Source organism: Brevibacillus sp. 1238 (assembly GCF_029892995.1).
GTDB lineage: Bacteria > Bacillota > Bacilli > Brevibacillales > Brevibacillaceae > Brevibacillus > Brevibacillus parabrevis.
This window is the reverse complement of record NZ_JARXWC010000019.1, coordinates 1-21,873: the sequence shown is the minus strand read 5'-3', so window position 1 is coordinate 21,873 and position 21,873 is coordinate 1. Positions and strand designations below refer to the sequence as shown.

Here is a 21,873-nt window from a genome sequence, read left to right as displayed (position 1 = left end):
TAGGGGTATTTTTAAATACTACTATTAGCAGGTCAAAAATAGAGGAATACTGTTTTACAAGTATTCCTTGTACGCATCAATGATCCGCTCATAATGCTTCCCGTACTTCGCTTCCAGCTCTTTGCCAAAATCGCGCTCCACTTGCTCCATGATGAGATCATGGTAAAATGTGTTTTGCAACAGCTCAATGAGCGAAGGATGATTTGTTTCCAGAGCGGTGGGCTTGATGCCTTTCCCAAAGCTGCCAAGCAAAGCGGAATGAACATCACACAAAATCGAAAATTTTCGCGTGCGAACCGAGCTCCACTCTTCGCTTCTTTGGTGAATGATCACATTTTTTACGCTCGTGTTGCATTCCCCGATCGAGATCAGCGTAACAGCAACCCCGCGCTTTTCCGCTTCCAGAAGCGGCTCTTCCACCCAGCTCACATCTTCGGACCAAATATCTACGACAATGCTTTTGTCCGCATTCGCAATCAGGCGATGAATAACCGTTTCGATCGTTTTGTCACCTTGCCAACTGTAAAAAGACGGCGGCGTAGTGGGGACAGCATTCAATTGCTCCTGAAGCACACGCGTTGTTTGTTCAAATTCCGTTTTCAGCAGACGAACAAGCTGTGCAATCGGGACAGCATCATAGAGCACAGGCTCGCTTTCGATCACCCGGCATATGCCCTTTTCCGTTAAAGAGCGCAGGGCCGCATACACATTCGTGCGGGATACGGATACTTTTTTGGCGACCTCATAACCGGAAATCTTCGGGTCCTCATGAAGCGCCAAATAGCATCTTGCTTCCAGATCGGATAATCCGATTTTTCGCAGCTCATCAATCATGGCTCTACCTCCTTTCTTATCCGTTTGTTTTTAGTGGTGTTTTTAAATACTACTATCGTTTTGCGAAGAAGTCAACTCCCAACTCCCGTTCCAGCATCTGCTGCTATCACGGTAAAGTGGAACGCATTCCTCGCTCCTGCCAGCGGGTTTAGACGACTACTTGTGATCGTCAATCGAGGCAAGGGCATGCTGCAACGGAATCGGATTAAAATATTCTCTCCACAAACAAATTTGCCCATCGCTTACCTGCACGAGACTGACGTACGATTGGGCATACGCAAACCCGCTTTGCTTCACAGTCCCTTTGCTCTCCATTTCTGCGAAAACAAGCTCGGTCTTCCCATCGCCAACCGGGTACACCCGGATGTTGCTGATTTCCCACGCCGCGTACATTCCGTTCTCTTTTCCAATGAACTGATCAAGCAATTGCAGCAGCTTTTCCTTGCCCTGAATCTGGCCCGCTTGCAGACCGAACGGCATCTCATAGACGATGTCGCTGCTCATCAAGCTCCCCATTCCCTGTATATCCTGGTTAGCCTCCCGTTGAAAAAACTCGCTCACGATTTCCGCTGCTTTCATTCCTGCTCCACTCCTTTTCATTTCTTGGCAAACCTGCCCCCAAAGTATAGCGCCAGCTTTGCCGCAAAATATTGAACAGAATGCGCAAGTTTTTGTGAAAAATCGCGCTCCTTTCAACGGGAGGACGCGTATTTCAACGGGGTCAAGCCCGTCGCTTTTTTAAACTGCCTGGTAAAATGGGCCTGATCCGCGAAGCCGCTCTGGACAGCAACCTCCTTTAAACTCTTGTGGCCGCAGCGAATGAGCTGCTTGGCCCGTTCCATTCTCAACCGGATCAAATATTGATGCGGTGTCACTCCCGTATGCTGTTTGAACAACCTCACCAACTGTGACAGGCTGATATTGGCAACCACCGCAAGCTCCTTCAAGGAAATGTCCTGTTCCACATTCATGCGCATGTATTCGATTGCGGCCGTCACCTGCTCGTTTGTCGCTGTAGACGATGCCACACTACTTCTGGCGTCTGCGGTATAGTTCCGAAGCAAATGGACTGCCATCGTCGTCGCAAGCGATTGGCTGTACAACTTTCCGCTGGCTCCGCCGTTGAGCACTTCTTCCATCATCCAGCGGGTGAGCACGATCAGCTTTTCGTCCTTGACCAAGGGCTTTTGTTCCAGCTGCCATTTGTCTGTATGCCCAAACCCCGACTCTTCGGCAACCTGGTCGAGAAAAAGCGGATCGATCGCAAGCTTCACAAAAGAGATCGCTCTTGTCCAGCGGCAGGACCACTTCTCGCCCGCTGCTAACAACTGAATATCGCCTGGCGCCAGCTTTTTTTCCGTTCGATTGCCGTGCTGAAAAAACTGCAAGTTCAGCGGCTCCTGTGTGCCATGTATGGCCATGACATGCCTTTTGGCGAGGGAAGCGTCGTACAGGTGGGCAGGCGGTATGTTCTCCCACCGGGAAAGCATGATGTTCGACCACCCCAGATCATCGCTGGACAAAATCGGCTTTGCACCGCTAGATAAAAACTCCTTGATCGCTCCATCCATTGCGCTCACCCTGTCTCCCGAATAGTTTTTTCGTATCAGCCAGTATAGCATACGCCGCTTTTTGCCACAGAGCACGCGTCACCTGAAAAAGAGCCGCATACGCGACTCTTTTCCTTCACTGTCATAAGCTAATTTGCGGAACTGGCGGCAGTTGGCATCCCGCCTTGCTCAATCACGCGCACAGTCTGGATTTCACCCGTCCCTTTTTGCAAATCGGCTTTTGTAAAGTAGACGAAATACACCTTGCCCTCGATGTCGTTCATCGGTCCGATACCGTCAAAGCTGTTTGGGTACCAGTCAATTTGCACGTCTTTTGATTCGTTGTCGATATATTTGCTGCTAATCCAGTAACCATGCTGGGGCAGCTCGATCTTCCTCGCTTTGAAAGCTTCCGTTGCCGCTTTGATAAACGGCTCGGCTTGCTCTTTGGACATGGCGGTTGGAAAAACCATTTGGGACTCGGCTTGTGCATTTTGCTGTTTGGAAGCATCCGCAACCGTCTCTTTCCCCTCAAGCTCTTTCGGTGGTGCAGCTTCCGTCATGACCACATTCATCTTGCCATCCAGCACAGATTGCGCATACGTCGCCACGGAAAAACTGGATGAGACAGCGAGCGTGCCGATTGCGGCAAGGCCGAGCAGCAATCGAGACTTCCTGTTTGTTTTTTTGCTGGTTTCCATACGATTCCCTCCCTGTAAGAAATGAGGCCGAACCTCCGGATGTTCGACACCGTTAGCGTATCACCGGCATGTCATCCTTCCATCTGCGTTCTGTCATCGTTTTGCAAAACTTGTCCGTTCGGCACTCGTATATAGACACTCGTCCCTTTTCCCAAACGGCTGACGATGGAAATACTCCCCCCGTGCGCTTCCGCAATCGCCTTGCAAAGGGACAAGCCTAATCCGTGGCCGCTGTACTTTCGATTCCGGGCAGTATCCAACACAAAAAACGGTTGAAACACATCGCTTACATGTTCCGCCGGAATGCCGCAGCCCTTATCGCTTACACAGAAGACAACAAACTCCCCTTCCGCATAAACACTGAGGAAAATCGTCTCGTGATAACCCGACGCTTTCGAGGCATTTTCCACCAAATTATTCAGCAAAACGTACAGCAGCTCCTCATCCACCAAGGCAGTCTCCACGACAGATTTCATCACCAATGACTGCCCTTTGCCCGCAAGCGACAGCTTCGAGATCATGTCGAGGTGCTCCAAAAGCTGAGCGACCCTGACCTGTTCTTTTCGCACCACTCGCCCATTGCCCAGCCGGAACAGATTCAGCAGTTTTTTGGACATGTCATCCAGCCGCTTGCTTTCCGAGTGAATCAGGCGAAGCGCTTTTTGTTTCTCGGCTTGCTCCAGTTCATAGTTTTCCAGCAAACTGGCGTAGCCCATAATCGACGTGAGCGGCGTTTTCAATTCATGGGCAAGGCTGGCAATCAAGGTTTCCCGCTCTTTTACCTCTCTGCGCAGAAGCTCCATGTGGGATTGAACGGCATCGGCCATATGATTGAACTCTAGCGCCAATTGCCCGATTTCGTCCCGGCGAGCCACTGCAATGCGCGGATCGTAGTTTCCCCTGGCGAGTGCTTTTGCTTGCGTACCCAGCTGGGCGAGCGGCCTTAACGCATGACGGATGAGGACATACAAACAGATCGCAAGCAAAATCATTCCCGCTGAAAACCACAGGGCGATTTGTGTAGCGAGAGTCTGCTGACCAGCTACCATGTCGGTCACATCGTTTTCATAGTCGAGACGATAGAGCTGGCCTGCTATGCTCATCCAGCCTGATACAAACAGGACGCTGTGCTCACCCGATTGACGAATCACGAAGCTCCGCCTGCCGTCTTTTGGCGGGTCCAGTTCCATGATCTTTTCATCCGCTGGGGAAAAACTGCTGTACAGCTTTTCTCCATCCAGACTCGTCATCGCGATATAGCTTTTGCCATCTGTATAGTACCGCCCGTAATTTTGTGCCGCTCTCGTCAACAGCTCTTGCCGCAACCCCGGATTGAACGCCATTTTCTCGATGGAAGCTGCATACATTTTCATCGCACTCGCAAACATCACATGCCTGTCCAGCGAGCGGCTATATTCTCTCTGCATGCTATGCTCACTTGAGACAGCCGTGATTTGATAGCAAAAGAACAAAATAATCACCGCACTCAAGCCAAATGCCAGCAAATAAATCCGTATCCAAAGAGGCATTTGTCCGTCTGTCCGCAACATCACGCCAGCTCCAATCGGTAACCAACTTTGTGCACCGTCTGAATGTAGCTGGACAGCCCGAGCTTTGTCCGCAGGTTCAAAATATGCGTATCCACCGTTCGCGTACTTCCATAAAAGTCAAAACCCCACACCTGGCTGAGCAGGCTTTCACGGGAAAAGGCAATGTTCGGGTTTTGCAGCAAAAACGCCAGCAGTTCATACTCTTTCGGCGTCAAAGTAATAAGCTCGTTCGCTTTGTACACTTTGCGCCCAATACAATCTACTTTCACGTCGCCAATCAGCAGCATCTCTTCTGTCTCTTGAACCCGCCTTCTCAGCGCAACTTCCACTCTTGCCAATACTTCCAACAGTTCAAACGGCTTTGCAATATAATCCTCAGTCCCCAACCGCAATCCATGCACCTTGTCCAGCACACTCGCTTTGGCAGTCACAAAAATAACGGGTACGTGCTTCTCTTTGCAAATGTCCAACAACTGGTATCCATCCAGTCCCGGCAGCATGATATCCAGCAATGCCAAATCGTAGCCGCCATCTCCCAACAACTGCTTCGCGATGTGTCCATCCCCTGCGATTTTGCAGTGATAGCCGGAAGCGGTTAACGCCAACTGAAGCAGCTCGGCGATAGACGGATCATCCTCTGCAAGCAAAATGGAATAAGCCATACGTTCCTCCCCCATTTTTTCCTTCATTCATTATGGCAGCAGCTTCGTATTTTCTTGTCAAAGAAATGTAAAAACCTATCCTTTTTTCGTTCATAGCGAGTGCAGATATTTTTACAATTTGAACGCGCAGGAGAGATACAGTAAAATCAATATATCTTTAGGCTGCAAAAGGTGGTTTTGGAACATGGAAGATGCTTTGCAAACGTGGATGGCTCTCGATCAGTTGTACGTAACCCTCAATCAGCAATTGGAAAAATTCCTTAAATCCAACTACGATTTAACCGTCAGTGAGTTTATGGTCATCACTGTGCTCAACGACGACACTGGCGCGGGACTTACCATCGACCAACTGAGCAAAATGGTCAATCTGAGCCACAGCGCGGTTTCCCGTCTTGTCAGTCGCCTGGAAACTTGCCATACTGTGGAACGCCGTTTAAATGAAACCGATCGCCGCAGCTCATTGGTTCGCCTCTCCGACCAGGGAAGAGCCGATTATCAAGGAATCTTGCCGGACATCACCGCTATTATCCGTAATGGAATGAACAAGAAAAACATCTCGATCACGATTTCATGAACATGCTGCTTTTTCATGAGCGTTGACGAACAAAAAGCAACTTGTTATATTATATGTGCGTGCGCACGCAAATAAAAGAGCAGCTTGTATCTTGCTTTTCTACAAGGAGAATAAACCAATGAACAGTCGCCCTCTATCCTTTACCGCTCCCCGTCCTTTCCAAATCTCGGTCGATCAGCAAATCCTCGATGATTTGTCCGATCGGCTCAAACAGACACGCTGGCCCGACCGAATCGAACATACAGGATGGAGCTACGGCACTGACGATGTCGTCTTGCGCGATCTCGTCGCCTATTGGAGCGATGGCTTTGACTGGCGCAAACAGGAGCAAGCCTTGAATGAGCTGCCGCACTATACGACAACGATTGACGGTATCGAGATCCACTTCATCCACCTCCGCGGAAAAAGTCCTTCGGCCAAGCCGCTCCTGATGCTCCACGGCTGGCCCAGCTCGTTTGTGCAAATGATGGAGATTGCCCCGCTCCTGGCTGATCCGGCCGCTTATGGCGGACAGGCAGATCAAGATTTTGATGTCATCATCCCTTCCTTGCCTGGCTATGGCTTCTCTGGTCGGCCAAGTGAATCCGGCATGGATATCGCCTACATGGCTGACATTTTCTCCACTCTGATGACGAAAGTGTTGGGCTACGAGCGCTATATCGGGAGAGGTAGCGACATGGGACAAGGTGTGCTCATGCACCTCGCTCACAAATATCCAGAGCAGCTTATCGGCCTGCACTTCTCGGGTACGAATCTCCTCGTCGCGGAGGTTCCTGACGATATCACGCCAGCCGAGGCAGAATTTATCGCCAACTCCGCCGCCTGGATGAAATCAGAGTGGGCGTACGCATTGCTGCAAGCGACGAAGCCGCAAACGGTTGCCGTGTCCTTGAACGACTCTCCGGCAGGTCTGGCTTCCTGGGTTTTGGAAAAATTCCATGCCTGGACAGACCGCCCCGATGATTTCGTCAACCGCTATGGACGGGATTGGCTTTTGACGAATTTGACAGTGTATTGGGTGACCCAGACGATCGCTTCCTCGATCCGGTTGTATGCAGAGTGTACGCGCAGCAACAGCTTCCATCTGGATGTAAAAGTCCCTACGTGCATGCTGATGGCCGGCTCCGACATGTTTTTAATGCCACGCGAATGGGCGGCCCGCAGCACGAATATCGCACGCTGGGTCCAGCTTGATTGCGGAGGGCATTTCCTGGAATGGGAGGAGCCAGCGCTGGTCGCCGAAGATTTGCGCGCAGCTTATTTTCAATAACCTCCGCCTCCACGCTCGTGCTTGAAAATAGACCGTCAAACCTCAAGAACCTGCAACAGCAAAAAAACGCTGTTACAGGTTTTTTGACGTGTCTACCCCGCCTTCCAAAAAGCCAGCTCCCTCTATCTTATCTCCAAAATGTCTCGAATCCCCTCCTCCGTAAGCTTCCACGATTGATTTTCCCCCGGTTGAATAACTTCTTGAAAAAGCTTCTGTTTACTGGTTTGCAACTCATGTATTCTCTCTTCAATCGTTCCTTGCGCGATCAGCTTGATGACTTGAACGTCTTTCTTTTGCCCCAAGCGATACGCGCGATCGGCTGCCTGCTGTTCCACAGCCGGATTCCACCAGAGGTCGTACAGGATAACCGTGTCTGCCCCTGTGAGATTCAAGCCTGTCCCTCCCGCTTTTAGCGAAATGAGAAACACTTCCCTCTCTCCCTTGTTAAACCGATCGCAAAGCTGTACCCGCTCCTTGGCGGCTGTATTACCGTCCAGGTAGAAGTGGCTGCATTCCTTTTGACTCAATTCCTTGCTGATGATCGCAAGCATCTCCGTGAATTGCGAAAAGATGAGCATTCTCTTGCCTTGCTGCCGATACTCCACCACCAGTTTGCCGAGCTGCGCAAGCTTCGCCGAGCCTCCTGCATACCCTTCCAAAAACAAACCCGGATGACAGCAAAGCTGGCGCAACCTCGTCAAGCCAGCCAGGATTTTCATCTGATTTTCCTGAAAAGTATCCTTGCCGACATGCTTCAGTGAAACATGCTTGAGCCTCGCCAAGTAAGCGGCGTACAGCTTTTTTTGTTCAGGCAGCAAGTCGGAGGTCAGTATGGTTTCCATTTTGCTTGGCAGCTCTCTGAGCACTTCTGCCTTCATCCGGCGAAGCATGAACGGCGCGATCAGCTGTGCTATTTTTTCGCGCGAAAGCTCATGAAAAACTTGGCGATCCGGCATTAACCCCGGAAAAACAACGTGGAAAATCGCCCAGACATCCTCGATGTTATTTTCAATCGGCGTGCCTGTCAGCGCAAAGCGATTGGCGGCCTGGAGTTTTTGGAGCGCCTTTGCCGTCAGCGAATCGGCGTTTTTAAAAGCTTGTGCCTCATCGAGAAACAGCGTATGAAACACCCTTTTTTGATAGAAATGACTGTCCATTCGCAATAACGGATACGACGTGATGAAAACGTCTGTCTCACTGGCCCGCTCCAGCGCCGCTTTTCTTTCTTGATGAAGACCATCCACAACCGTAACACGTACTTCCGGTGTGAACCTGGCAAACTCATGCAGCCAATTGTACATAAGCGAGGAAGGCGCTACGACCAGAACTGGTTTGCCCTGCGCCCTGATCTCCGATAGCTCTGCGGCGATGAAGGCCAAGCTTTGCAGCGTTTTCCCTAGCCCCATATCATCAGCAAGAATCCCCCCGCAGTTATTTTGGGCTAAACGCTTCAGCCATTGGAACCCCTCTTGTTGATAGCTTTTCAAAATGGGCGCAAGCTGCGGGGGAAGGGGAAAGTCGGACTTCCCCGGGTTTTTCAGTTCCTCCACCCACTGTTGAAAAGAGCTTCCTTTCGTCAGGATACTCTCTGGTGTCTGTGCCATTTGCTGTAGACCAAAAACAAACGGGACACGAATTTTGCCCTCCACGACCTGCGCTTTGCCCCTGTTCAGCTGTTCAAGCAACATGCCCACATCTGCAAACTGCTTTGCCTCCAAAGACAGCAAGCGGCCATCCCGCAGTCGGTAAAACTTCCTTTTTTCACTCAAGCTCAGCAATACTTCGCGAATTTCCACTTCCGGAACTCCCTGCATATCAAACTGAAAGATGAGCCAATCGGTGCGCTCGTCAACCTCCACCCTGACCGTTGGCCGCGTATCTGCTTTACATATGCGGTCCCGCACCGCTGTTGTGGCATGGATTTCTACATGCGATTGCAGCTGCGGAACCATGTGGACCAAAAAATGGTACTCCTCTTCATCGTTGCTCCAATAATAGCCGCTCTCCGTTCGCGTACCGAGACTCTCTTTCATTAGCCGAAGAATTTCCTGCTCCTTCTCTCCCAGTTGGCTGAGACGTGATTCGGTTGGGATGTCGTCATGCATGGCTTCCAATGGATTCATGACGATCGCATCATAGTGAAACTCCAAACCCGCCAGCAGCCTGTTTTTGATTCTGTCCAGAAACAGCTTGCCTTTGAAACGAGTATTTGCTTTTCCTTTTGCCAGGTCGTCGATGCCTAAATCCCCTGCCAAGCTGCGTGCCGGCGTAGGTTCCGGGTGCTCGATCCTTTTTGCAGCTGATAATGGCGAAGGAGTCTGGCGCGGAGAAACTTGCTGGGGAGGTAAGCCATTGACCTGTATATCGTGCAAGCAGAGGAGAACAGCCGCAACGTGCTGGCAGCTTTTGTGGTAAGAAGAGAGTCTCGGGCAGGTGCACTCCGCGTAGATGTATCCGTTATTGTCCTTTTTAATCGTGACGTCGAACAGCGCTCCGCTATTTACAGTCGCCCGGAAAATCGACTGGCCGGGATGGTAATGGATGAGCTTTACCCGCTTTTCTGCAAAGTACCTCTTCCCTTTTTTAAACGAGATATCGCCGCATATTTGTTTGATTTTTTGCTGATTGAGAAAGTAGTTCATGGGGTGGCTCCTTATAGAATCCGTGTTTGATTTTATTTGCGTGCGCACGCATATATAAAATATCAATTTTGAGGGGGAGTGGCAACTTTTTTGTTATCGAGAGAGCCACCCCCTCTGCTGCCAGTTCGGTTTATTTTCGCGTAGAAAGTCGGAAAAGCGTTAGCTGTGTAGGCTAACGAGGCTAACGCTCTCCGCTTTCGTATAAATGGCAGGCTACACAATGGTTGGGAGCTGCTTCTTGTTTAACGGGAGTCAGCTCTTTGCAAGCTGCCTTCACAAACGGACATCTGGTTTGAAAAACGCAGCCTGATGGCAGATTCAAGGGAGACGGGATTTCGCCGCGAAGGATTACCCGCTCTCTTCTTCGGGTTAGGAATCGGCACAGCTAATCCCGCCAAAATAACTTCATTGACAACGTTTTCACTGAATAATAGAATATATTTAATGACAAGTTAACTTTGATGGAGACTCGGAGACTCATACTTTCTGGCACTTTCATTTTTGAAAGCGCCATTAAAGTATGGGTTTTTTTGCGTGTATCGTCATCTTTGTTAGAAATTACTTTAGGGGAGGAATACGATGCTCAAACTGTTTAGGCCTGCACCGCCTATTGACAGATTGCCTGACGAACAAATTGATTCTGAGTATAAAAAGCTCAGGCTTCAGGTGTTTTTAGGAATCTTCATTGGTTATGCGGCGTACTATCTCATCCGCAAAAACTTCTCGCTCGCCATGCCTTATTTGATTGAAGAAGGATTTACAAAATCAGAGCTTGGTTTTGCCTTATCTGCCATTTCGATTTCCTACGGGATCAGCAAGTTTGTAATGGCCATTTTTTCAGACCGAAGCAACCCGCGAATGTTCTTACCCGCCGGTTTGATTCTTTCTGCACTTATCAGTTTGCTGATGGGCGTTGTCCCTTACTTCACCTCATCCGTCACGATTATGTTTGTAATGCTATTCCTGAACGGTTGGTTCCAGGGAATGGGCTGGCCTCCATCTGGACGTGTCCTCGTACACTGGTTTAGTGTAAGTGAAAGAGGAGGCAAAACAGCGATTTGGAATGTTGCCCATAACGTTGGCGGAGGCTTGATGGCCCCCCTTGCTGTTGCAGGTGCAGCGATGTTCACCGGACTTTCGGGTAATATCGGTTCCGGGTATGAAGGCGTATTTATCCTGCCTGCTCTGGTTGCCATTGTCTTTGCATTCATTACGTATTTCTTAATTCGCGATACTCCGCAGTCAGTCGGCCTGCCGCCTATCGAAGAATATCGCAATGACTATCCAACCAAGACGAAGAAAACGTTTGAAACAGAATTTTCCACAAAAGAAATCCTTTTCAAATATGTGTTGAACAACAAATGGGTTTGGGCCATCGCAGTTGCCAACATCTTCGTCTATTTCGTCCGTTACGGCGTTCTGGACTGGGCGCCAACCTATTTGAGCGAGGAAAAAGGCTTTGATATGAACAAGTCGAGCGTTGCTTACTTCCTATACGAATGGGCAGGCATTCCGGGAACGCTCCTGTGCGGCTGGCTGTCCGATAAATTGTTCAAGGGCCGCCGTGGACCCGCGGGGTTTGTCTTTATGCTCGGCGTATTGATCGCTGTTCTGGTCTACTGGTTCAACCCAGCTGGAAATTCCTTAGTCGATATGATTTGCCTGATCGCGATCGGGTTCCTGATTTACGGTCCAGTCATGCTGATTGGTTTGCAAGCCCTTGATTTTGTTCCGAAAAAGGCCGCCGGAACCGCGGCAGGGCTGACGGGTCTGTTTGGTTACCTTGGCGGTACGGTCTCCGCAAATGCATTGATGGGGGTTATCGTTGATGCCTCCGGCTGGGATGCAGGGTTTATGTTGCTGACAGCTTCGTGCGTAGTGGCTGCGCTTGTTTTTGCGCTGACGTGGAATGTGCGGGGGCAGGAAGTCGTTAAAAATCATTAAAATAGCAAAAAGAAGGATGAAAATCGTTGTGATTTTTATCCTTCTTTTTCATGTGATGAATAATCAGTCTTCGCCGGATTTCTTCCTGGTATTCAACTCACCAGATGACTAGCCCTTCTACATAGTCCAAATAGAGAGCAATCTTACATCATGGTTAATAGATCAGTGACTGCTGCAGCATTCTCATGGCTTCTCCGGTTGCACCCATCCCCCCATAGCGTCGGGAAACAATATACCTTCGTGTTCGGTGAAAACCTTTTCGTCCCCCGCCGAATTTCTTTTGCTTCTCCGTAGAAGCGCTCATCAACGACCAAAATTATTTTTCATTCTGAAGAATCTTTCTGTATTCAACACCGTGAATATGTACAAGTATTTTTCGCTTTTCTAATGCCTCAAAAAAATTCAACATATCACCAAACGGGTTTGCAAAATATTGAATTAAGTGTTTAAAATCCTCAGTTGTTTTCAAGAAGTCATAAAAAAAGTAAGGATCAACATTTCCAATATCGTCTTTATTCCCGAGGGAAACTTCCAATTTTTGTCCGGTATCTAAGTTTTCAAACATGCAATGCTCTCCATGAACATCAAAGTACCAATTACCGCTTAAATATTCTTCACCGTTTAGTAATTCCGCATTTGAAATTAAGTAGTAACTTCCTTTTATTATCTCTGATTTTTCAGGCTGGTTTGTTTCCAATATTAATTTATCCATGAGTTCTTGCGCAATTTCTTTATAAGCGTCCATTGCTGCCAACAATTCATCTACCGTTTCTTTGGTTAGCGTGTTCATACATTACCGCCTTTTGTGCTATTTATATTTTTCAGATAAAGTTTTCCTTTAATCGTTTCTTACCAACTCACCCTGCGAATATGCTTCCTTGCAACTTCGCAGAACGTTCAGTTATTCAGGACGTACAAAAGATATATCCAACCTGCTCCGCACCTTTGCCAAAAATTCTGCCAGTCCCAAAGTCTGCAAGCTTGCATTGCGAGCTTAGTGTTACAACTTTATCATCCAGTCTATTCCTTTATTCATCTGTCTAAAACTGGATTATCACTGCACAAGCACAACAGCCCTTTTTATAAATAAAAATCCCGATGACCTAACAAAGCATCATCGGGACTTTTCTTGGAGTTTCATACTTTTTTATAACCAAACACTTGCTATATTAGCCCTATCTCCCCTACTCCACCGTAACACTCTTCGCCAAATTCCGTGGTTTATCCACGTCCAGGCCGCGAGAGATCGAAGCGTAGTAAGCGAGCAATTGCAATGGAATGACGGTCAGAATCGGTGCGAGCATTGGCAGCGTGGCTGGCAGGTAGATGACTTCGTCCACACTCTTTGCCAGGTCTTGGTCGCCTTCGGTTGCGAAGCCCAGGACATGGGCGCCGCGCGCCTTGACTTCCACGATGTTGCTCACCATTTTTTCGTAGATGTCTGGTTGTGTAGCCAATGCGACGACTGGTACGTTATCTTCAATCAGCGCAAGAGTACCGTGCTTCAGTTCGCCAGCCGGGTACGCCTCGGAGTGGATGTAGGAGATTTCCTTGAGCTTCAGGGAGCCTTCCAGCGATACCGCGTAGTCCAGGCTGCGGCCGATGAAGAACAGGCTGTTTACCCCTTTTGTGCTCTCTGCAAAATGGCGCACTTGCTCGGCGTCTTCGAGCATCGATGCGATTTTGCCAGGAATGGTTTCCAAGTGCTCCACTACGCTTGCTACCTCGGATGCTTCCAGCGTGCCTTTTACCTGCGCCAGATACAGGCTGAACAGGTACAGGGCTACCACTTGGGAAGTGTACGCTTTGGTAGAAGCTACGGCTACTTCAGGACCAGCCCAGGTGAAGATCACTTCGTCCGCCTCGCGCGCGACAGAGCTGCCTACTACGTTCGTGATGGCCATGACCTTCACGTTGCTCTTCTTCGCTTCGCGGAGCGCAGCCAGCGTGTCTGCTGTCTCACCGGATTGGCTGATGACGATCATCAATGTTTTGTCCGTATAGATCGGGTCGCGGTAACGGAACTCGGAAGCTACAGCTACCTCTACCGGTACACGGGTCCATTTTTCGATGACGTCTTTGCCGACCAGACCTGCGTGCATGGAAGTACCGCAAGCGACAATGTAGATTCGGTCGTACATTGCCAGCTCGGCATCGCTCATTTTCAGCTCAGGCAAAATGACGCGTTTGTTCTCGTGGTCAATGCGTGCGCCCATCGTGTCGCGGACTGCTTGAGGCTGCTCATGAATTTCTTTCAGCATGAAAGAATCATAGCCGCCTTTTTCCGCTTGCACCAAATCCCACTCGACATGGAACAGATCCCGCTCGATTTTTTCTCCGCTCTCTGCGTCCATCAGTTCCACGCCGTCGCGAGTCAAAACAGCCATTTCGCCTTCGTTCAAAATGTATACGTCACGTGTATGCTCCAAAATAGCCGGGATATCCGAGCCGATGAAGCTCTCGCCCTGACCTACGCCGACCACAAGCGGGCTAGCCAAACGAATCGCTACCAGCTTATCTGGCTCATGCTCGGTCATGATTCCCAACGCATAGGCACCACGCATACGCTGCACAGCTCGACGCGCTGTAGACACGATATCTCCGTCGTACATGTCAGCCAGCAAGTGAGCGATGACCTCGGTATCTGTCTCGGAAGTGAACGTGTAGCCTTTTGCAAGCAGCTCTTCCTTCAACGGCAGGAAGTTCTCGATGATCCCGTTGTGAACGACAGCAAAAGACGTTTTTGCGTCAGTATGCGGATGGGAGTTTTCGTCAGACGGTTTTCCGTGCGTCGCCCAACGTGTATGCCCGATTCCCATGCAGCCGGAAAGCGGCTTCGACTCCAAACGATCTTCCAGCACTGCAAGGCGTCCCTGCGCCTTTTCCAATTCCAGGCCGTTGTCATTCACTACCGCGATACCAGCAGAGTCATAACCGCGATACTCCAGCTTGCGCAGACCTCCGATAACGATCTCTTGCGCTTGTTTATCTCCAATATATCCAACGATTCCGCACATAAGTGTATGATCCCCTTCCAAAATTGACGGGGACACAACCCAAAACCAATGGTACGGGGGAGTGCCCCCGCCATTCCATGTTTTATGATCTATATTTTTGTACTAATCCGTGGCTTGAAACGTATCACACGCAAAGTTTTGTCCATCAGATCACCCTGATGCTTTGTCCTTGCGTTCTGCGGCAGTGATACTGCTGCCGGGAGGTACCCGCCGAAATCTTCGATAAACCTCCACCTCGTCCACTGGGCTCCATGTCGGGCAGCCACAGTGCTGGCGCTTTACGACTGTTGGTTTCTTGCTTTCCCTCAAAAATGTGTCTGTTCAATCTCCTCCCAATTTTTGCAATTGGTGCTCCGGCGCACATGAACACTGTACCACAGATCGAACGAAGCGACAATATCTTCGTCATTTACATGTATGCAAAAGGGAGTGGCATCGCACCACTCCCTCCGAACATTTTTTATACCAGTTCCTGTTTGACCACGTCGACGATCCGGTGTACAAGCCCTTCCAGCTGAGCAGCATCCGGGCCTTCTGCCATCACGCGTACAATCGGCTCTGTACCGGACGGACGAACCAACACACGGCCGTTGCCTGCCAGCTCTTCTTCCACCTCGCGGATCGCCTGCTCGATCGCTACGTTGCCGTTCAACTTCGACTTGTCCTCTACACGGACATTGATCAAAAGCTGCGGATACTTGACCATCACCTGTTTCAGCTCGGACAAAGGCTTGCCCGATTCCTTGATGATGTTCAACAGCTGCAAGCCTGTCAAAAGGCCGTCACCTGTCGTATTGTAATCCAGGAAGACGATGTGGCCGGACTGTTCTCCACCGAGGTTGTAGCCGCCGCGCAGCATCTCTTCCACCACGTAGCGGTCGCCTACAGCCGTTTTGGTTGTATGAATGGAGCACTCCTCCATCCCTTTGAAAAAGCCCATATTGGCCATAACGGTTGTTACAACAGTATTGTTGTTGAGCTTTCCTTTTGCTTTCAACGCACGTGCGCAAACCGCCATGATGTAATCGCCATCGATGATTTCGCCTGTCTCGTCGACCGCGATACAGCGGTCCGCATCGCCGTCAAAAGAAAGTCCCAGGTCAGCTTTATGCTTCAGCACTTCCTCCTGAAGTCGCTCAGGATGGGTAGAGCCGCATTGTTCGTTGATATTGACTCCGTTCGGGTTGGCCCCGATGGTGATCACTTCTGCGTCCACGTCTGCAAACAAACGGGCTGCCAGCGACGACACCGCTCCATTGGCACAGTCCAAAACAACCTTCAAACCGGCGAAACGCTCGGATACGGTACTTTTCAGGTGAGAGAGATACTTTTGTCCACCTTCAAGAAATTCCAATACCGTGCCGATCTGTTCTCCTACTGGTCTTGGCAAAGTGTCCTCTGCGGCGTCCAGATACTGTTCCACTTCGGCTTCTACGTCGTCGGACAGTTTGAAACCGTTGCTGCCGAAGAACTTGATTCCGTTATCCGGAAACGGATTGTGGGAGGCGGAAATCATGACACCCGCATCCGCACCCAATGCACGCGTGAGATACGCAACACCCGAGGTGGAGATGACACCCAATCTGACCACTTCTGCTCCAACCGAAAGCAAGCCAGCCAAAAGCGCGTTTTCCAGCATTTGTCCGGAAATGCGCGTGTCGCGCCCAATCACCACTTTTGGTTTGCCTTCCTGCTTGTGTCTGGTGAGAACGTAGCCGCCAACGCGACCGATTTTAAATGCCAGTTCGGGTGTCAATTGTGTATTGGCTACACCACGCACACCGTCTGTTCCGAAATACTTCCCCATGTTTGTCCCTCATTTCCTTCCTTGTGCACACAACAGCTTATGTCTACCTTTGTTTGTTCGTGATTTCGATTGTGACCTTTTTCGGTGCGCTCGCAGAAGTCTTGATATAATCCGGCTGATTGAAAATATAATTCAGAGGCACCTCGTACACACCAGCCGGCATATTGCTGACGTCTGCCACGACCTGCAAGTCTTCGTGTCTCAATTGATCCAGCACTTGGGCTGCACCTATTACATCAAAGTCAATTGTAGACAGCTCCTGACCATCGGTGGACAACACCCTGGCTTGCATAGTCTCTGACAACCCGCTGATGCGAATCGGGATTTTCTCCAAACGCTTGGTTGTGGACGGAACTACTTTCAACGATACCTTGAGATACTCCGGCTCTACCTTCACGATGTTATCCGCTAACGGTATCTTTAGCTCCAAAAGACGATCTGATGTAATGTTGCTAAGATCGATTTCCGGTCCTGAGTAGGTGTTCGCCTTCATGGCGTCGATGACCTCTTTCGGACCAAAAACGGTCACTTCATCCACATTCATATCCATACTAGCCAAACTATAGCCATTCGGCATTTCATTCGTCAAGTTTAATTTGATCGGCACTTTCACAAAAGGACTGGTGACCGGGATGTTTACCTCAACCGTCAGCGGAATGACATCCGCCCCTTGAATCACATTTCCTGACTTGTCCACAACTTTGAGTGGGACTGTAGTCTTAATCGCGGAAGTGGCCCCTTCCAGATCGACGGACGCCTTGACTGCCGCCACTTTGTCTACCTGGCTTTCCGGAACTCTGACAAGCGCCCTGAACGGCTTGACGATCGGTTCACCCGCGGTATAGCCGGGAGCTACTTGTCCCAGTTTTTCCACGGTAACTTCCCGTTCCACTGTCTTCTTCTCTTCCAGCGTAATTTCCACGATGTTCGGAATGATGCCCACTTTCACTTCATCCGGAAACCCTTTGTACTGGACAGGAACCCTGTGAGTCCCTTTTCCCAAATTGGTCGCATCGACGTATACTTCCATCGAATCAGCCGGGAAAAAGTTATGGCGGTAAAACGGGTTGTTGCTTTCCAAAGCGACTTTTACCGTTCGCTGCTGCTTGACGACCTGGAAACGATCCGTATCGTACTTGACGTGCAAGGTCACGCCGTCAATAAAGACGGGCTGGCTCGCTTCCGGAGTCGGGGTCTGCTCTGTTTCCAGATTGACGACCATCCACATCATGACAGCCAAAAGCAGCGCCACGGCCCGTGCAAACCAATGACTGTTCAACCATTTATCCATGTTTTCGCCTCCATTGCCAACGACTGCCAATGGACTTGCCCTTTGACAGAGGCTGGAGCTGTTCGGTCAGCATCTCTGCCAGTTGCGCCTCCGTCAGATTTCGGTTCATCGCGCCATGCGCGGCAAAAGACACTTGTCCCGTCTCTTCCGAAACGATAATGGACATGCCATCCGAAACCTCGCTCACGCCGATTGCGGCGCGGTGACGAGTCCCCAGCTCCTTGGAGATGGAGTTGTTCTCGGACAACGGAAGGTAACAGGCAGCAGCCAAAATGACGTCCTTGCGCATGATCACGGCTCCGTCATGCAATGGCGTATTCGGAATAAAAATATTGATCAAAAGCTCCGAGCTTACCCGCCCGTTGATGGCGATGCCCGTCTCTACATAGTCGTTCAGACCTGTCTCGCGTTCAATGACGATCAATGCCCCAATCCGCCGTTTTGCCATGTAGGTAACCGATTTGCACACTTCCTGCACCACGCGGTTTACCATATCGTCATCTTGCAGGCTGCTCGAACGCGAAAAGAGCTTGCCTCGCCCGAGCTGCTCCAGCGCACGCCGCAGTTCCGGCTGAAAGATAATGACCACAGCCAATACCCCGAAAGTAAACGCCTGGGACATCAGCCAGTGAAGCGTCGTCAGCTGGAAGTATTTGCTGAGAAGCCAGGTGATGACGATGACCATGATCCCCTTCAGCAATTGTACCGCGCGTGTTCCGCGGATGAGCATAATGATTTTATAGATCACGTATGTAACGAGTAAAATATCCGTTCCATACCGCAGTAAATCCCCATAATCCATCGATATCATAACGAAGCCCCCATATCTCGCTCCATCTAAATAAGGTCAGCCTGTCTCCTGCGGAAAAAGCACGGCTCCACTGCCGTGCTGTTGATAGCTGTACTCTCTATTTTCTCTTATGGCAAGATCGGAAGCAAGTCATTTCCAATATTTTTCACCTCATACCAAATCCAATCGAAAATAGCTTCTATAGATTCAGTGTTTCCCACCACCTGAGCGGTAGATGCCACGAACACTTTGCCTTCGATGGCTACGACATTTCCTTTGACGTGTCCTTGAACGTCTACATTGCCGTTGCGCACGACCAAATCACCGTCGATGCTCGTTCCAGCCGGCACCACGACGACGTTGCGTTGCCGATCTATTTTCAACTTATCCATGTTCGCGGAGGATACCTGTAGCGTGTTGTCCCGATCGAACCAGTTCGCGCACAAGCTGCCCGTCATGAGGAACAGAAATACTGCTGCCGCGGTCAAAAACGGGTGATTGCGCAGCCAGCTGGAAAAAAGGTTGGCTTTGGTCGGCGCAGGTAATTGCGCGAGTACGCGTGCAGTAAAATCAGGAGAAACATGAATATGTGAAGCGCTCTGTACAAAAGCGATGGCCCGCTGCAGCTCGTGCATATGCTGGCGGCAGCTCGCACATGACCTTATATGTGCTTGCAAATGCTGATTGGCTAATTCATCAGTGTCCCCATCCAAATATTCGTGAATGAGAATTATCATTTCCCGGCATTCCATCGTGATTTTCTCCTTTCTCACATCAATCGCAACTTGCTTCGCAACGCTTCCCGTCCTCGGTGAATGCGCGTTTTAATCGTCGTAATGGGAAGTTTTACGATATCGCTGATCTCTTGCAACGACAAGTCCTCGATGTAGCGCAAGATCATAATCGAGCGATATTTGGGCTGCAAATGAGACAGGGCATCCTGTACTGTCTCCTGCAACTCCTGCGTCACGACTTTGTCTTCTGGTGTTTTTTCACTAGAAGACAGGCGCGAATACCAGTCCATTCCCTGTCCTGGTTCGGTTTCTTCATCCAATGAAAAGTCAGGTCGTTTTTTACGGCCGCGGTCGATACATAGATTGGTTGCGATCCGGTAGATCCATGTGGAGAACTTGTAGCTGTCATCGTACGAATGCAGGTTGGCATACACGCGCAAAAAGGTTTCTTGCGCGATGTCCTCCGCATCCTGACGGTTCCCTACCATACGATATGCAAGCTGAAAAATCTTGTCTTTATAAATCTCGATCAACTCCGCAAATGCTTCGCGGTCTCCACGCTTCGCCCGCTGAGTCAACCGTTTCTCTACAAAATCCATGCGATCCTCCCCACAATACCGTAATCCTATATACGGATGATACTGCAAATGGTTTCGTTCCAAATACGCGTTTGTGCAGGTAATTTGTTGGGAATTAGAGGAATAAGGCTACTGCCTACCTCTATATATTAGTGATGATAACTCTTTCATCCCTCCGATGGAAAGGAGAGTGGGACGTATGTCAAAACAAGACGTTCTCCTCCAGATCGAGCAGTTGCGCAAAGAACTGAATGATCAGTACAAGAAGCAGGCATCCATCACTCCTGAATTAGTCGCCCTAAGCGTGCAACTTGATCACCTATTAAACGAACTACATCTCCATCCTTAGAATGTACTTCTTTCTTCCACCAATGTAAAGATGCGTAAAAAGCAAAAAGAGAGGCGATTGCAGCCTCTCTTCTTGCTTTTTACCCCTTCATTTTACAGCAATTTATCTCCGAATACAGAGCTCATCAACGCAACGGCAACCCGTGCCGTCATGTTTTCGCGATCAAGGATCGGATTTACTTCCACAAACTCGGCGGAACACAGAATGTCGGCATCAGCCAGCATCTCAAGGGACACATGGCCTTCACGATAGGAAATGCCGCCAATCACCGGCGTTCCTACCCCTGGTGCATCATGCGGATCGAGTCCATCCAAATCCAGACTCAAGTGTACGCCATCTGTGTTTTTGGACACATGGGCAATCGCTTCATCCATCACGCGAGCCATACCCAACTTGTCGATCTCGTGCATCGTGAACACTTTCATGCCGATGCGCTTGATCAAATCGCGTTCCCCTTGATCCAGATCGCGCGCTCCGATGATCACCACATTTTCCGGCTTCAGCTTAGGTGCAAAGCCGCCGATGTTCGTCAGGCGCTGATGTCCGAAGCCAAGGCTTGCTGCCAGCGGCATTCCGTGAATGTTGCCGGATGGAGATGTCTCCCCGGTGTTCAAGTCTCCGTGAGCATCAAACCAGATGACCCCGAGATTTTTCACGTGTTTTGCCACACCAGCGATCGTACCAAGAGCGATGCTGTGATCGCCGCCCAGCACGAGCGGAAAACGGCCAGCGGTCATGATATCGCTTACAACATCAGCAAGCTTTTCATTTGCTTCTACAACTTCATCCAGATATTTATGATTTTCCGTTTCCGTAAAGTGGTGTGGACGGGTGACAAAAATATCTCCGCGATCCTCGATGTGAAAGCCCATTTTCTCCAGACGAGCTACTACACCTGCATAGCGGATTGCGCTAGGCCCCATATCTACTCCACGGCGGTCTGCCCCCAGATCCATCGGTACGCCAACAATACTCATGTTCTTGTTCATTATAAATGCCCCCAATTCCTTCGATCGTTGTTGCTTCACCCCTATATTGTAGCCTCCGATGGCGAAATGACTCAACTCGACAGGATTTTGCATAAATAACCCGTTTGTCATGTTATTGTCAAAAATGTCCCCTTTTGGGAACACAAAAAAACGAGCAACCGAATCGGCCACTCGCTTTACACAAAACATATGGAGCGGGTGATGGGAATCGAACCCACGCGACCAGCTTGGAAGGCTGGAGTTCTACCATTGAACTACACCCGCACAACTTTATGGAAAACATGCAAAACCCTGCAAAAATGAAGGGTAAAAATGGTCGGGAAGACAGGATTCGAACCTGCGACCCCTTGGTCCCAAGCCAAGTACTCTACCAAGCTGAGCTACTTCCCGATTATAAGGTGAAAATGGCGTGCCCTGAGAGATTCGAACTCCCGACCTTTTGATTCGTAGTCAAACGCTCTATCCAGCTGAGCTAAGGGCACATATTTTTTTACCAGTAAAAACTGGTGAGCCATGAAGGACTCGAACCTTCGACCCTCTGATTAAAAGTCAGATGCTCTACCAACTGAGCTAATGGCTCGCAAATGGCTG

The 21,873-nt window shown here is 49.7% G+C and carries 19 protein-coding genes, 4 tRNA genes and 1 pseudogene; 4 read left to right on the top strand and 20 right to left on the bottom strand.

Annotation, left to right across the window (positions count from 1 at the left end; genetic code table 11):
- Nucleotides 1-54: 54 nt before the first annotated feature.
- The 6 genes from M2298_RS26245 to M2298_RS26220 form a co-directional block, all read right to left on the bottom strand.
- On the bottom strand, nucleotides 55-834 hold the full coding sequence (locus M2298_RS26245; RefSeq protein ID WP_122962155.1) for a TrmB family transcriptional regulator: 780 nt from the start codon (nucleotides 832-834) through the stop codon (nucleotides 55-57).
- A gap of 156 nt (nucleotides 835-990) precedes the next feature.
- Complete coding sequence (locus M2298_RS26240) at nucleotides 991-1,413, bottom strand: nuclear transport factor 2 family protein (RefSeq protein ID WP_173597896.1); 423 nt, start codon at nucleotides 1,411-1,413, stop codon at nucleotides 991-993.
- Nucleotides 1,414-1,526: 113 nt separating this feature from the next.
- Complete coding sequence (locus tag M2298_RS26235; RefSeq protein WP_280649311.1) at nucleotides 1,527-2,405, bottom strand: helix-turn-helix domain-containing protein; 879 nt, start codon at nucleotides 2,403-2,405, stop codon at nucleotides 1,527-1,529.
- 128 nt (nucleotides 2,406-2,533) lie between these two features.
- Nucleotides 2,534-3,085 (bottom strand): hypothetical protein, encoded by a 552-nt coding sequence (locus M2298_RS26230; protein WP_280649283.1) that lies wholly within the window; start codon nucleotides 3,083-3,085, stop codon nucleotides 2,534-2,536.
- A gap of 71 nt (nucleotides 3,086-3,156) precedes the next feature.
- Nucleotides 3,157-4,635, bottom strand: coding sequence for a sensor histidine kinase (locus tag M2298_RS26225; RefSeq protein ID WP_280649282.1), 1,479 nt, complete (start codon nucleotides 4,633-4,635; stop codon nucleotides 3,157-3,159).
- Complete coding sequence (locus M2298_RS26220) at nucleotides 4,635-5,297, bottom strand: response regulator transcription factor (RefSeq protein WP_280649281.1); 663 nt, start codon at nucleotides 5,295-5,297, stop codon at nucleotides 4,635-4,637. Before M2298_RS26220 ends, M2298_RS26225 begins: the two co-directional genes overlap by 1 nt.
- A gap of 184 nt (nucleotides 5,298-5,481) precedes the next feature.
- Here M2298_RS26220 and M2298_RS26215 point away from each other — a divergent pair, with 184 nt between their 5' ends.
- Nucleotides 5,482-5,871, top strand: coding sequence for a MarR family winged helix-turn-helix transcriptional regulator (locus M2298_RS26215; RefSeq protein ID WP_122962149.1), 390 nt, complete (start codon nucleotides 5,482-5,484; stop codon nucleotides 5,869-5,871).
- Nucleotides 5,872-5,989: 118 nt separating this feature from the next.
- A complete protein-coding gene (locus M2298_RS26210) occupies nucleotides 5,990-7,141 on the top strand; it encodes an epoxide hydrolase family protein (protein ID WP_280649280.1) in 1,152 nt (383 codons plus the stop codon).
- Nucleotides 7,142-7,263: 122 nt separating this feature from the next.
- On the opposite strand, the gene M2298_RS26205 is transcribed toward M2298_RS26210, so the two are convergent.
- Both M2298_RS26205 and M2298_RS26200 read right to left on the bottom strand, forming a co-directional pair.
- Nucleotides 7,264-9,783 carry a DEAD/DEAH box helicase gene (locus tag M2298_RS26205; RefSeq protein ID WP_280649279.1) on the bottom strand — a complete coding sequence of 840 codons (2,520 nt, stop codon included), beginning with the start codon at nucleotides 9,781-9,783 and terminating at the stop codon, nucleotides 7,264-7,266.
- Nucleotides 9,784-9,964: 181 nt separating this feature from the next.
- Nucleotides 9,965-10,147 (bottom strand): annotated as a pseudogene (locus M2298_RS26200) (oligopeptide/dipeptide ABC transporter ATP-binding protein); the annotation flags it as partial.
- A 215-nt stretch (nucleotides 10,148-10,362) separates the two neighbouring features.
- Here M2298_RS26200 and glpT point away from each other — a divergent pair.
- Complete coding sequence (gene glpT / locus M2298_RS26195; protein WP_173599691.1) at nucleotides 10,363-11,727, top strand: glycerol-3-phosphate transporter; 1,365 nt, start codon at nucleotides 10,363-10,365, stop codon at nucleotides 11,725-11,727.
- Nucleotides 11,728-12,043: 316 nt separating this feature from the next.
- On the opposite strand, the gene M2298_RS26190 is transcribed toward glpT, so the two are convergent.
- The 7 genes from M2298_RS26190 to sigW all read right to left on the bottom strand — a co-directional run bounded on the left by M2298_RS26190 (nucleotide 12,044) and on the right by sigW (nucleotide 19,965).
- The gene (locus tag M2298_RS26190) at nucleotides 12,044-12,517 is read right to left on the bottom strand and encodes a DUF6896 domain-containing protein (protein ID WP_242773160.1); all 474 of its coding nucleotides are present in this window, start codon (nucleotides 12,515-12,517) and stop codon (nucleotides 12,044-12,046) included.
- Between the two features lie 394 nt (nucleotides 12,518-12,911).
- Nucleotides 12,912-14,744 (bottom strand): glutamine--fructose-6-phosphate transaminase (isomerizing), encoded by a 1,833-nt coding sequence (glmS, locus tag M2298_RS26185; protein ID WP_280649278.1) that lies wholly within the window; start codon nucleotides 14,742-14,744, stop codon nucleotides 12,912-12,914.
- Nucleotides 14,745-15,204: 460 nt separating this feature from the next.
- Entirely contained in the window at nucleotides 15,205-16,551 is a 1,347-nt protein-coding gene (gene glmM / locus M2298_RS26180) for a phosphoglucosamine mutase (protein WP_280649277.1), read from the bottom strand.
- A 43-nt stretch (nucleotides 16,552-16,594) separates the two neighbouring features.
- Nucleotides 16,595-17,842, bottom strand: coding sequence for a CdaR family protein (locus M2298_RS26175; protein ID WP_173597875.1), 1,248 nt, complete (start codon nucleotides 17,840-17,842; stop codon nucleotides 16,595-16,597).
- Nucleotides 17,835-18,653 carry a diadenylate cyclase CdaA gene (cdaA, locus tag M2298_RS26170; protein ID WP_007780837.1) on the bottom strand — a complete coding sequence of 273 codons (819 nt, stop codon included), beginning with the start codon at nucleotides 18,651-18,653 and terminating at the stop codon, nucleotides 17,835-17,837. Before cdaA ends, M2298_RS26175 begins: the two co-directional genes overlap by 8 nt.
- Nucleotides 18,654-18,760: 107 nt before the next feature.
- Entirely contained in the window at nucleotides 18,761-19,384 is a 624-nt protein-coding gene (locus tag M2298_RS26165; RefSeq protein WP_122962140.1) for a zf-HC2 domain-containing protein, read from the bottom strand.
- Nucleotides 19,385-19,401: 17 nt separating this feature from the next.
- Nucleotides 19,402-19,965, bottom strand: coding sequence for an RNA polymerase sigma factor SigW (gene sigW / locus M2298_RS26160; RefSeq protein WP_063229047.1), 564 nt, complete (start codon nucleotides 19,963-19,965; stop codon nucleotides 19,402-19,404).
- A gap of 178 nt (nucleotides 19,966-20,143) precedes the next feature.
- Between sigW and M2298_RS26155 the strand changes: the two genes are divergently transcribed.
- Complete coding sequence (locus M2298_RS26155) at nucleotides 20,144-20,293, top strand: aspartyl-phosphate phosphatase Spo0E family protein (protein ID WP_063229046.1); 150 nt, start codon at nucleotides 20,144-20,146, stop codon at nucleotides 20,291-20,293.
- A gap of 92 nt (nucleotides 20,294-20,385) precedes the next feature.
- Here the strand turns inward: M2298_RS26155 and rocF are convergent, their stop codons facing one another.
- The 5 genes from rocF to M2298_RS26130 form a co-directional block, all read right to left on the bottom strand.
- Nucleotides 20,386-21,282 carry an arginase gene (gene rocF / locus M2298_RS26150; protein WP_063229045.1) on the bottom strand — a complete coding sequence of 299 codons (897 nt, stop codon included), beginning with the start codon at nucleotides 21,280-21,282 and terminating at the stop codon, nucleotides 20,386-20,388.
- A gap of 190 nt (nucleotides 21,283-21,472) precedes the next feature.
- Nucleotides 21,473-21,546: transfer RNA gene (locus tag M2298_RS26145), tRNA-Gly, on the bottom strand.
- Between the two features lie 49 nt (nucleotides 21,547-21,595).
- Nucleotides 21,596-21,672 (bottom strand) — tRNA-Pro (locus M2298_RS26140).
- 15 nt (nucleotides 21,673-21,687) lie between these two features.
- A tRNA-Arg gene (locus M2298_RS26135) sits at nucleotides 21,688-21,764 on the bottom strand.
- A 22-nt stretch (nucleotides 21,765-21,786) separates the two neighbouring features.
- Nucleotides 21,787-21,862 (bottom strand) — tRNA-Lys (locus M2298_RS26130).
- Nucleotides 21,863-21,873: the final 11 nt, after the last annotated feature.